This is a genomic window from Proteus genomosp. 4 str. ATCC 51469, assembly GCF_003144375.1.
GTDB lineage: Bacteria > Pseudomonadota > Gammaproteobacteria > Enterobacterales > Enterobacteriaceae > Proteus.
Genome location: NZ_PENV01000002.1, coordinates 415,801 through 428,927 on the forward strand (window position 1 = coordinate 415,801; position 13,127 = coordinate 428,927).

Here is a 13,127-nt window from a genome sequence, read left to right on the forward strand (position 1 = left end):
AGAAGAAAAAAGGAGTCCGATTCCTATTATTACTCTCTGTAAGCATGGTGACGAATAGGCGTGTTGGTCACCTTAAATTTATAATAATATTATGTATGTAGGGTACATGTGATATTAAAATAATTAAACTAATATTATATCTATTTTATAATATAAAAAATAAGCTATTTACTTTGTTATCACTTCACTCTCCATTTTGAAGAGTGAAGTGATGGATAAAAACTCAAGATAAATAATTAAGCGATACGTTCAATCTTAGCAGGCAAACCTTGACGAACAGAGGCACCAGATACCCAGTCTAACCAAGTGTTGGTTATCTCTCTTGTTGGATCAGCAAACCCTAAATCATTAAGATTTATACCATTACCAATACCTTTATCCATCGGTAAAGGTTGTTCATCTAAGTAATGTTGACGGGAGCCTAATTCTTGATGCCCATAGCCATGCTCAATCGCTAAAACACCGGGCATCACACCATCGAGTAAACTAATCTCAGCTTCAACTTGCCCACCAGGTGTTACAATACGAACCTTATCACCATGGTTAACACCCCATTTTTTACCATCTTGAGGATTAATTGCGACCAAGTTACTCGGTTTCACCATTCGTAAACGTTGTATCATACCCGTTGAACTACTCACCACATGAGACTTAAAGGACATTAATTTTAATGGCCATTGATTTTCAGGATAGTGCTGGTGAATATCGCTACCATCTGAAAGGCGTGGTGGATAATAAGTTGGGCAACCACTATAACGTTCACCCGTTATTGCATGATGGTTTTTCGCAACTTCTTCATTCCAAATTTGTAATGGTTTCTTCCACTGAGGTCCCGTTTCATCACCATTCCATGCTTTATCATAAGGCGCAAAACGACCACCTCGAGTGTAAATATATGCAACACGTAATACTTCTTCATTTTTTAATGTGGAAGTCATTACTGGCAAAATTCGATCAACACCACTTAATAAAATATCTTCATTAGTTGCAGGAGCAACCGGCTTTTCACCCATAAACGCCATATTAGCCGCAACACGTAAATAGTAATCTTCTGCACTGTTGATTGGATAGAAATTTCCATCCATATCTTCAATAGCTTTATCACCAAAACCTGGTAAATCTAAGGCTTTTGCAACAGCAATACAGAATGTTTCCATTGAGATTGGTTGGCCTTCCGCTGTTTTAGCAACACGAGGTTCAATAATCGGCCAACGTGCAGTACTTGCTTTCACTTGAACACCAGACCAAGGCGCGCTAAATCCCCAACTTTCAAAGTTGTGTGTATCAGGTACGATATAATCTGCCAGCGCAGTTGTTTCATTCATAAAGGCATCAATACCGATAATTAAAGGCAGATGCTTTGGATCTTTAAGGCGCTCTTCCATTACTTGACGAATACCAGCAATCCCATAAACAGGGTTGGTCATATTCGTGATCCATGCTTTTAATGAATAAGGATAACCCGCTAATGCAGAACCCAATTGCTCAGTTAATTGCCCCGCAGCAAACGGATACCAAGGCGCTTTGGCAGGGTATGGAGATTCTCCTTTCTCTACACGCTCACGATATTCATCGGATTTTTCATAGGCTGCTTTACTACGTGATAACACCATGCCTTTTGGCTTCACTTTACCTTTAAAGCTATCCATTTTGTAACAAGGGCCATCTGTTGCGCCATTAAATTTACCGCCACCAACAGATACCCCACCTTTAAGGTTTAAGTTACCTATTAGTGCATTGAGCATAATCACGCTCCAAGCAGTATAAAAACCATTTCCTCCCATCATACCGCCATGAGAGATAACAGCAGCCTTTCGCCCGTAAGCGGTGAATTCACGGCCTAATGCAGCAATGGTCGTTTCTGGTACTTTACAGCGCTCGCTATATTCAGCCAGAGTCATACGTTTAGCCGCTTCATCAAGTAATTGAAAACTTGATTTTACAGTCACTTCTGCGCCTGTTTTTAAAGTGACTTTATGCGTAGCAAATAATTGTGCTTTATCGACTTGTGTTGCGGGAACTAATTCACCATCTAGCGATAACACTAAGTTTTGTTCTTCCCCTTCAGCAACATCATTCAAATGTGCCGTAGTGAGCATTTGTCCTGAAAGTGGATGTTTTTCATCACTGATCACAAGGTGAGTCGCATTTGTCCAGCTCTTCTCACCCACATTTTTCATTGAAACTTCGCTTGGTACTGACAGATAGTCTGCATTGTAACGCTTATTTTCAATGATCCAGCGGATCATTCCCATCACTAAAGCAGCGTCCGTTCCTGGCTGAACAGGAACCCAATGCCCATGATCATTAGCTAATGTTGTTGTTAATGGTAAAGCTGGTGCAACAACCACATAATTAAACGAGTCACGAATACGTGCATTAGCTAACTGGCGACCTTGACGTTTAAATGGGTTACCTGATTGTGCTGGTGATGTTCCTAAGAACAGTGCAAATTCAACGTAATCCCAATCTGGTTTAACGTGGGCGTTTTTATCTAAATCGTTCATTAACGCACCAGAGCCAGCACGATACGCTAACCCACAATAAGAGCCATGAGCGCCAAAGTTTTTACTACCAAATGAGTTTTGAGCGAAACGACGAATAAATGTATCACGTCCATCATCACCCGCATTTGTCATTAATAATTGGTTAGCTTTAGGACCTAATGAGGGTTGTTTGGGATCAATCAGAGTGTCTAAATCACGGATCGCACGTAAACCATCAACATGACCTTCTCCGAATAAATCACCACCTTCAACAATTTCTTGGATCAATTGTTCAAAACTGATGCGTTTCCATTTACCTTCACCACGTTTACCAACTCGTTTCATCGGCTCTAGAATACGTGTTGGGCTATCAAGGCTTTCCATCATGGTTGCACCACGCGCACAGGCCGTAGAGCGATTTTCTAACCCACTTTCACCACCCATTTTTTCAAATGCTTCTTTAATTGGCATGTTGTAGCCAAAATGATGATCATGAGAAAGTGGATGATAAGGGTTACCTGCAATACGTAATACTTTATTGTTTGCTCTATCAACACGGGCACGAACACCGCATTGCGTCCAACAACCAAAACATTGGGTCATACAAACCGATTGATCAGTATTCGCTTGCCATTTGCTCTCTTTAACAACCTTACCTTCAGGTAATAATGAGTTGCCATTGATCCTGTCAAGTGTCACTTTACCTGATGTGCCATCAACTAAACCATCTACGGCACGTTTAGCAACATCACGGTAGCTGGCAGCAAATGCGGCAATACCACCGATAACCAATCCACCTTTAAGCCATTGACGTCTTGTAAACTTAGCCATGCTGCACTCTCCTGACAACCCAACGAATACTTTCTCTAAATATGATGGTTAACGCTATCCACAATCCAAATGTTCCGACGATTGCCATCAGTCCATCATTGCCTAGCGTAAATTCATAAGGATTTGTAATAATGTTATATTTTGGAATATATTGCGCTCCCATCAACATTAACCAGCGTAATACCCACGCAAGCCCCATTGATACAAATGCCATAATGGTAATAAATGCAATCGAACGGGCTTGTTTTGCCATCAAAAGTCCCATTGCAACAGAGATAACCCATAGTGCGATAACGCCCATGGCACTCCACCAGCCAAGACTTCCCATGGCTAATTGTTGTCTAATGGCCTGACCTGAGATCGTATCGCCAGCAACCCAAAAACCCGTACATACTGCTAATAACATTAATGAGCTTACAAACCACATCGCTAATTCACGTTGATGTACAGGTTCACGACGCGTTCCTAATGCCAACAATGTTGGTAGCACTTGCATTGCACTAAAGAACAGTAATATCGGTAACCAATAGGTATACAACACAGGTCTTGCTTTTAAGATAGAAGCTTCGCGACCTGTATATAACAGCAAACCAATTGCAGTTAATGAGCAAGCTAATGCAACCCAACGTGTTAATTTATATTCACGTTTCCACACTAAGCGAACAACCATTGCCGCAAAGTAAAGCATGCTAAACGCCGAGAACAATGGCAGCAATATTGAACCCCATGCCATCCACGACCACGGTGTTGGATAAGCATAAAAGTGCCATACACGCGCTGTTTGGTGTAAATCTGCAGTTAAAGCAAGCGGTGCTGTAATACCTGCGGTCACTGCAATAAATACCGCTACGGCTTCTAAACGTTGATTACCTGCACGGCCTTTCCAACACTGCCAACAGGCGTAAAGTGTTGCGCAACAAGCAATACCAATAAAAAAGAAATACTGCACAGCCCAAGGCAACCAAAAATATTCTTGCGGGATCGCAATGACTTCTTGAATTTGAGAGACTTGCGGGATCATGAGTGAACCTCCTGCTGCCATAATGCTGGTTGTCCTTGACCTGCTAACGGTTGTACAAATGCATCATCGAGGCCGAGATAGAAAACTTGTGGTAATGTGCCACTTTCTGGTTTTAATACTTTCAGCTCTTTTTCATGTGTACGCAGCATTTTACTGATAGTGCTATTAGGATCTTTCATATCACCAATAATACGCGCGCCGCCAACACAAGATTCGACACAGGCAGGTAATAAACCAACTTCAAGACGATGCGCACAGAAAGTACATTTATCCGCAGTTTGTGTTGAGTGATTAATAAAACGGGCATCGTAAGGACATGCTTGAACACAATAAGCACAACCAACACAACGTTCATTATCAACAACAACAATCCCATCTTTACGTTGGAAAGTTGCTTGGACAGGACAAACTGGCACACAAGGTGGTTCATCACAATGGTTACATAATCTAGGTAGCAAGACGTTGGTTATCCCCTCTTGCCCCTTGATAGCAACCTGATATTGGTTTACTGTCGTCCTAAATTGCCCTTGGGGTGTTTGATTTTCAATATTACAGCTCACAGTACAGGACTGGCATCCTACACAACGGCGTAAATCAATCAGCATGCCATAGCGTTTATCTTCTGAGCCTTCACGACGCTCAGGTGATAATTTAATGCCGGCTTCAGCTAAAGGAACCAGTGAAGCACCTGCAGTAAGGACCCCTAATTGTTGTAGAAATTTTCGTTTTCCAAGATCCATATTTGTCTCCAGCATCACTCAACAACACAATCTCACAATGAGTGAAGGAAATAGAAAGTAAAAAGTATGTGTTTTGTTATAAGTGCATTGTAAAAATTACTGAAGACAACACCTATTGTGGTTTACCACATACCGGGTATGAACTTGATCCAAAACAATATTTAACATTAGATATTTATGACGATAAAACAGACAATTGGGATAAGAAATGCAGTAAGTATCGGATTATTACTGCTCTTTTTTGTACTTCCTCTACATGCCATTGCAAAAGAGTGGAATATTGGCGTCTTGGCCTTACGGGGTGATGCTTCAACACAAAGGCACTGGTTACCTCTTGTTCAAACATTAAATGAACAATTACCTTCAGAAAATTTTGTGTTAGTTCCCTTAAACCTGGAAGAAATGAAGCTAGCAGTAGCGAAAAAAAAGGTTGATTTCTTACTAACAAATCCTGCGCAATTTATTCAATTGGATAATGCTTTTCCATTACGCTGGTTACTCTCTTTACGCTCTGGTTATGAGCCTGATAACACGACACGAAATGTGATTGGTAGTCTGATTTTAGTGCGTAATGACAGCCCAATTACTTCTGTTCACGAGCTCATAGGAAAGCGTGTTGGCGCTATTGCACCCGATGCTTTTGGTGGTTATCTTTTAGGTTATAAAACACTACGCGAAGAAGGTATCGATCCCGATAAAGATTTCACTCTACGTTTTACCGGTTTTCCTGCCGATGCCTTGCTTTATCTCTTACGAGATGAAGATATTAACGCGGCAATTATTCCCGTCTGCCTACTAGAAAATATGGATAATGAAGGGTTGATTCGAAAAAGTGATTATCGCCCAGTCATTTCCTATCAAACTAACACTCCGTGTTTAACCAGTACCCCCCTGTATCCTAATTGGTCATTTGCAGCATTAGACACTGTGCCTGATGAGTTAGTTGATAAAGTGACTCGCGTTTTACTCACTGATGACAGTAAACCCATGAAATGGGGAGCCCCTGCATCACATACACAAGTTGAAAACTTACTCAGGGAAGTCAACCAACATCCTCGACAACGCCAACTTTGGCAGGATGCAAAAAGCTGGGCAATTCAACACCAATTTATTATTGGTCTTTCGTTGGCTGCTATCTTTTTTCTTATTTTAAACCAAGTGTGGATTAGCTATTTAGTAAGACGCCGTAGTCAACAATTAGAGCATGCTCATAATCGATTAAGGCAGCAAAAAGAAGAGTTAGAACACGCTCAACGCTTAAATATATTGGGGGAGATGGCTTCAGGATTTGCTCACGAACTTAATCAGCCTCTTTCCGCCATAAAAAGTTATGCACAAGGTAGTGTTATTCGCCTTAAAAAAGAAAATGAGTCACACCCGCTATTACCTGCATTGCAACAAATAGACAAGCAAGCACAACGCGGTGCTGATATCATTAGAAATCTACGTTTATGGGTTGGAAAACAGACACCTAACACAGATACGATTACGCTTTCTCATCAGAATATTGCGGAATGTATCCACCATATTTGGAAACTTTTACGTGTAGAAGAAAAATACCCACAAGTTTCACTGAAAACCAATGTTGATGAACATGATACTCTGTGTTTACCTGAAACCTTATTAGAGCAAATTTTATCGAATTTAATCACCAATAGCCTGCAAGCGGGTGCAAAGCATTTGAAGATAAGTTCACACAAAGCACCAGATAGATTGCTTGTCGTTATTGAAGATGATGCAGGCGGAATGAGTCATAGTCAGCTTGAACAACCTTTTTCTCCATTCCAAACAACAAAAACGGAAGGACTTGGATTAGGTTTAGTGATTTGCCAGCGATTATTGCTTTCTCAAGGTGCAGATATTCATATTGAAAATCAACAAAATGAGCAAAATAATGTCGGATTAAAAATCACGCTTATTTTCCCTAATAAAAATAAATAACGGAGAAAAAATGCCCACTATTCACCTTGTTGATGATGATCTTGCTGTCACTGATGCTTGTCAGTTTTTATTAGAAAGCTTAGGTTATTCAGCCCATGTTTGGAATGATAGCGAATTCTTTATCAACAACGTCAATCTCTATCAACAAGGGGTTGTACTGTTAGATATGCGAATGCCAAAACCTGACGGTAGACAAGTCCACCAGCATTTAATTGACAAGCACAGTACACTTTCTGTGATTTTTTTAACAGGACATGGTGATATTCCTATGGCCGTTGAGGAGATCAAAAAAGGCGCTATTGATTTTTTACAAAAACCCGTTGATAGCAATGCACTGTTATCCGCCTTAGATGCCGCATTTCTTGAAACAAATACCCGTTTTACTGCGCATGATATTCGTCGTCGCTATGCATCATTAACCCCAAGAGAAAAAGACATTGCTTATTATGTTATTCAAGGTTTAATGAACCGGGAAATCGCTGAAGTTGCTTGTGTTTCAATAAGAACTGTTGAAGTTCATCGAGCCAAAGTGATGGACAAAATGGCCGCTAAAAATATTGCTGAATTGGTGACTGCGTTACAAGGCATTGAAATAATTTCACCTAATTTATGACAAAATTTCTTATCTGCGCCAAAAAGTGTCACAATATAAGATATTCATTGGAAAAATAGTAAATAGATAGGCTTATGATAAAGTCACCTCCATTTAAAAAATCATTTTTGCAGCCTAAGTATTGGCTGACTTGGTTTGGGATCGGATTACTCTATATTCTGGTTCTACTTCCTTATCCTGTCATTTATTGGCTAGGTACACGCCTAGGTCGTTTATCTAAAGTTTTTTTAAAAAAACGTGTCCAAATAGCGGAACGAAATCTTGAACTTTGTTTTCCACAAATGCCAAAAAGTGAACGCGAAGCTTTAGTTAATAAAAATTTTGAATCTGTTGGTATGGGATTGTTTGAGACTGGAATGGCTTGGTTTTGGCCTGAATGGCGAGTTAAGCGCTGGTTTAAAGTCAGCGGACTTGAAAACATTTCAGCGGTTCAAGAAAAAGGACAAGGCATCTTACTTATTGGGATACATTTTCTTACTCTTGAGCTAGGTGCTCGTATTTTTGGTATCTATAACCCAGGAGTTGGTGTTTACCGCCCTAACGATAATCCCGTTATGGACTGGCTACAAACATGGGGTCGATTACGTTCTAATAAATTTATGATCGACAGAAAAGATGTCAAAGGCATGATCCGTAGCTTAAAAGCGGGAGAAATTGTTTGGTATGCACCTGATCATGATTATGGTCCACGTAAAAGTGTTTTTGTACCTTTGTTTGCCGTTGATAAAGCGGCAACAACAACGGGAACTTATATTCTGACAAGAACCAGCAAACCTGCATTAATTCCATTTACGCCCAAACGCTTACCTGAAGGTAAGGGTTATGAGTTAATTATTTCTCCGGCTGTTGCCGATTTTCCTGTTGATAATGAGGAAAATACTGCTAAGGCGATGAATAAAGTGGTTGAACAAGAGATTTTACGTGCGCCAGACCAATATATGTGGTTGCATCGCCGCTTTAAAACCCGCCCAGAAGGTGACGCTTCTTTATATAATGAAATAAAGAAAGTACACTAATCACAAAGTGGCTGTTTTATTCCAAAGCAGCCACTTTGTAATATGACAACACGCTGAAACAACAATAATAAAATCAACAACAGCACAAGCTGTAAACTCCTGCAAAAACACATTATAAGAGCAAGACCTATCGCACTTATTCTGTATCATGGCTATATTCTTATTCACTATAAATAAGAAGACCGATGCGTTGTCACAATATTCAACATCACCACGGTTATGTTCAGCCTATTTTCTTGGTTTACTCTCTCGTTCTCGGCTAAAGGAGTAACATGGATCTCAAGCCCCGAAATAATTCTTGGAAACGTAATCTTTATATTGTCTGGTTTGGTTGTTTTCTAACTGGTGCAGGTTTTAGTTTAATTATGCCTTTTCTTCCTTTATATGTTGAAGAATTAGGTATAACCGATCATGAAGAGCTTAACCTTTGGACGGGTGTGGCATTTAGTATTACTTTTCTTTTTTCTGCTATCGCGGCCCCTTTCTGGGGAAAATTATCTGATAGGAAAGGTCGAAAATTAATGCTATTACGCTCTGCCCTTGGCATGGCAATTGTCATGGTATTAATTGGTTTTGCACAAAATATATGGCAGTTACTGGTATTACGTGCCTTGCTAGGTGTATTAGGTGGCTTTGTTCCTAATGCTAACGCATTAATTGCAACTCAAGTTCCTGTCAAAAAAAGTGGTTGGGCATTAGGTACTCTTTCAACAGGTGCTGTAAGTGGCGCTTTAATCGGTCCTTTAATTGGAGGAATGCTTGCCGACCTCTATGGTTTACGCCCTGTATTCTTTATTACTTCAGCAGTTTTATTTATTTGTTTTCTAGTCACCCTCTTTTTCGTGAGTGAAAACTTCACACCGGTTTCTAAAAAAGACGCACTAACTACAAAACAGGTTTTTTCATCACTTAAAAACAAAAGACTCGTTGTATGTCTATTTTTCACCACAATGATCATTCAAGTGGCAACGGGTTCAGTTACCCCTATTTTGACACTTTATATCCGTGAATTAACAGGATCAGTCAGTAACCTTGCCTTTATCAGTGGTGTTGTTGCCTCCGTACCCGGTATTGCTGCACTGATTAGTGCCCCTCGCTTTGGTAAGCTTGGTGACCGAATTGGCCCTGATAAAGTCCTTATTTTTACCCTCGGCCTCTCTATTTTTATGCTAATTCCAATGGCACTAGTCAGTAATTATTGGGAACTTGGTGCATTACGATTTTTACTTGGCGCAGTCAATGCGGCTATGTTACCTGCAGTGCAAACGCTTATTCTCTATAACATTACCCCAGCTATTGCGGGTCGAATTTTTAGTTATAACCAAGCACTAAGGGATGTTGGAAATGTTACAGGACCGTTAATGGGTGCTTTTGTTGCTGCAAGCTATGGATTTAGAGCTGTTTTTTATTTCACCGCAGCGGTTGTCTTTTTTAATCTAATTTATTCTTGGTTAAGCTTTAGAACGCCACAAGAAAAGTAGTCAGAAAACCCACAAATAAGATCAGTTAATAGTTTTTTTTCTTCAAAAAATTACACTTTTACATTTAAAGGCCTAATTGTTACTTTTTTTATTCTATTTTTTGTAATTTATTGTTTATTAAGAATATTCTCAACACCTATTTGTTAAGACCTCTAAAATTTTCTTGTCCTCTTTTTTCAAAAAATTGCAAGGTTAACTATTGCAAAATGAGATTTTTATCGACTTTTGCACCAAAAAATGGTTTATAAAGTATTAAATATACTTTTAGTCACTAAATTCTGACAAAAGTATGTTAAAAATATATTAATTAAATGCGGTGAATATTGATAACAGAATGAAATAGTTTTGTTTCATCACTTGCTAATATTTTGTTCTTTTTACTTGCAAACGACCTGTAGAGGTTTTTTTTGGGAATTTAAGATGCAATCTACTCACTCAAAATCTAGCCGAACTTTCTTTGGCCACCCATATCCATTAAGCTCCCTTTTCTTCACTGAAATGTGGGAACGCTTTTCTTTCTATGGTATTCGCCCATTATTAATTCTATTTATGGCGGCAACCGTTTATGAGGGTGGCATGGAAATCCCCAGAGAGCAGGCATCTGCTATTGTGGGTATTTTCGCAGGTGGTGTTTATTTAACATCGCTACCTGGAGGTTGGCTGGCTGATAACTGGTTAGGTCAACGCCTAGCTGTATGGTATGGCTCTATCTTTATCGCATTAGGGCACCTATCCATCGCACTTTCTGCGTTTTGGTCAGAAGATCTGTTCTTTATCGGTTTATTACTGATTGTATTGGGCACAGGATTATTTAAAACCTGCGTCACTGTAATGGTAGGAACCTTATATAAAAGGGATGATACTCGCCGTGATGGTGGATTCTCCTTATTTTATATGGGGATCAATATGGGCTCATTTATTGCACCACTCATCACCGGTTTCTTAGTGCGTGATTATGGCTGGCATTGGGGCTTTGGTATTGGTGGAATTGGTATGCTTGTTGCGTTACTGATTTTCCGCTTTTACGCAGTACCGACCATGCGTCGCTTTGATAGTGAAGTAGGTTTAGATTCAAGCTGGGATCGCCCAACGGTTGTTCGTCGTAATGTCGGGCAATGGGTTTTAGCGTTATCTGTCGTTCTTATGGCAATTGTTGGCCTTATCATTTCTGGTGTTATTCCTTTTAACCCAGTTGCTGTAGCTAACTTTATGGTCTATGTGATTTCCGGTAGTGTTATCGCCTATTTTATCTATTTATTCCTATTCGCTGGATTAAGTAGTAGTGACCGTTCTCGCTTATTTGTTTGTTTCCTTTTATTGGTTTCAGCCGCCCTTTTCTGGTCTGCATTCGAACAAAAACCGACATCATTTAACTTATTTGCCAATGACTATACAGACTTAAACTTTATGGGCTTTGAGATCCCTGCAGTTTGGTTCCAGTCTGTAAATGCCTTGTTTATTATTGTTCTTGCGCCTGTCTTTAGTTGGTTATGGCCAATGATGGCACGTAAGAATATGAATTTAAGCAGCATTACTAAGTTTGTGATTGGTATTTTATTTGCAGCGGGTGGCTTTACCGTCATGATGTTTGCATCTGAAAGCGTTATCGCAACAGGACAAGGTGTATCACCACTTTGGTTGATTGGTAGCATCTTATTGCTGACATTAGGCGAATTATGTCTAAGCCCAATAGGCCTTGCAACAATGACTATTTTAGCTCCAGCAAGAATGCGTGGGCAGGTCATGGGATTATGGTTCTGTGCAAGCGCATTAGGTAATTTAGCCGCTGGTTTAATGGGGGGAAATATTCGTCCAGACAAATTGGATGTAATGCCTGATTTCTTCTCTCATGTTTCTATCGCACTGGTTATTTGTGCCGTTGTTCTTGCTGCACTGATTATTCCAGTTCGTAAGATTTTACAAAGCGCAGATAGCAAAGAGAAAGCACAAGCTTAATTTCAGTTGCTCATTATTGAAGCCATGCCTCATTTACTTAGGCATGGCTTTTTGCTTTTATATCCTGTTATTTAAAGGTGATTTTTATATATTGCACCTAGTATTTAAAACACTTAATCTCATTATCTTCTATTTATTGATAATTTATCACTAAGGTAATGGAATGACTGTTCTTCCTATTTATTATGTTAATGCCTTTTCTTCTACACCTTTTTCAGGGAATCCCGCAGCTGTCGTTTTGTTAGAAGAATGGTTGCCAGATGCCACCTTAATTACACTTGCTAGTGAGATTAATTTACCTGAAACCGCTTTTTTAGTGGATGATCACATTCGCTGGTTTACACCCAAAATAGAAGTACCATTATGTGGACATGCCACATTAGCCACCGCATTTGTATTAAAGACGATCAAACACGCTCCAGATAATTTATTTAAATTTCATTCACTTTCAGGTGAGCTCACCGTCTCTTGCCAAGATTCATTTTTTACGCTTGATTTTCCAACCATTCCAGCAACGTTAAATAACGGCATAAAATCACAACTCGAAACACAACTTAATTTAACCATCAATGAAGTTTGGCAAGCGCGTGATAGATATGTTTGTTTTTTATCTGATCCTGAACGAGTGATTAATTATCAACCGGATTTTACTCAAATCGCACAGTTAGATTTACCTGGCGTTATTATTACTGCTAAAGGCAATGAACCTTTTGATTTTATTTCTCGTTTCTTTGCACCTGTAAAAGGGGTTAATGAAGATCCCGTTACTGGTACGTCTCATTGTATATTAGCTCCTATTTGGAGTGATAAGCTAAATAAAAAACAATTACACGCAAGACAAGTCTCCAAACGAGGTGGAAATATCGACTGTGAATTAAAAAATGGCCGTATTCTACTTACCGGTGACGCGACTCTTTTTCTAGCAGGCGAAATTACCTTTTAATTACTGACGACATTATCAGCCATTCATCTACTTTGCTTTCAATTTACTCTATTTTATACTGTGGGGAATATCTCCCTACAGTATCAAAAAGAAGAAGGC

9 protein-coding genes are annotated in these 13,127 nt (G+C 39.5%); 6 read left to right on the top strand and 3 right to left on the bottom strand.

Annotated elements, in window-relative coordinates:
* Positions 1-236 precede the first annotated feature (236 nt).
* Genes ttrA through ttrB form a run of 3 tightly spaced genes read right to left on the bottom strand, consistent with a single transcriptional unit; the run spans position 237 to position 5,078 of the window.
* On the bottom strand, positions 237-3,317 hold the full coding sequence (ttrA, locus tag DK866_RS04140) for a tetrathionate reductase subunit TtrA (protein WP_109407832.1): 3,081 nt from the start codon (positions 3,315-3,317) through the stop codon (positions 237-239).
* On the bottom strand, positions 3,310-4,338 hold the full coding sequence (gene ttrC / locus DK866_RS04145) for a tetrathionate reductase subunit TtrC (RefSeq protein WP_109407833.1): 1,029 nt from the start codon (positions 4,336-4,338) through the stop codon (positions 3,310-3,312). The genes ttrA and ttrC overlap by 8 nt, the downstream gene beginning before the upstream one ends.
* Positions 4,335-5,078 carry a tetrathionate reductase subunit TtrB gene (gene ttrB / locus DK866_RS04150; RefSeq protein WP_072068548.1) on the bottom strand — a complete coding sequence of 248 codons (744 nt, stop codon included), beginning with the start codon at positions 5,076-5,078 and terminating at the stop codon, positions 4,335-4,337. Before ttrB ends, ttrC begins: the two co-directional genes overlap by 4 nt.
* A gap of 177 nt (positions 5,079-5,255) precedes the next feature.
* On the opposite strand from ttrB, the gene ttrS reads away from it, so the two are divergent.
* The 6 genes from ttrS to DK866_RS04180 all read left to right on the top strand — a co-directional run bounded on the left by ttrS (position 5,256) and on the right by DK866_RS04180 (position 13,028).
* Entirely contained in the window at positions 5,256-7,019 is a 1,764-nt protein-coding gene (ttrS, locus tag DK866_RS04155) for a tetrathionate respiration histidine kinase TtrS (protein ID WP_109407834.1), read from the top strand.
* 10 nt (positions 7,020-7,029) lie between these two features.
* On the top strand, positions 7,030-7,632 hold the full coding sequence (gene ttrR, locus DK866_RS04160) for a tetrathionate respiration response regulator TtrR (protein WP_075673842.1): 603 nt from the start codon (positions 7,030-7,032) through the stop codon (positions 7,630-7,632).
* Positions 7,633-7,706: 74 nt separating this feature from the next.
* Positions 7,707-8,648 (top strand): Kdo(2)-lipid IV(A) acyltransferase, encoded by a 942-nt coding sequence (locus tag DK866_RS04165; RefSeq protein ID WP_109407835.1) that lies wholly within the window; start codon positions 7,707-7,709, stop codon positions 8,646-8,648.
* 272 nt (positions 8,649-8,920) lie between these two features.
* Positions 8,921-10,129, top strand: a complete 1,209-nt coding sequence (mdtG, locus tag DK866_RS04170; RefSeq protein WP_072068552.1) for a multidrug efflux MFS transporter MdtG — start codon at positions 8,921-8,923, stop codon at positions 10,127-10,129.
* Between the two features lie 420 nt (positions 10,130-10,549).
* On the top strand, positions 10,550-12,085 hold the full coding sequence (locus DK866_RS04175) for a peptide MFS transporter (RefSeq protein WP_109407836.1): 1,536 nt from the start codon (positions 10,550-10,552) through the stop codon (positions 12,083-12,085).
* 163 nt (positions 12,086-12,248) lie between these two features.
* On the top strand, positions 12,249-13,028 hold the full coding sequence (locus DK866_RS04180) for a PhzF family phenazine biosynthesis protein (protein WP_109407837.1): 780 nt from the start codon (positions 12,249-12,251) through the stop codon (positions 13,026-13,028).
* The last annotated feature ends 99 nt before the right edge of the window (positions 13,029-13,127 follow it).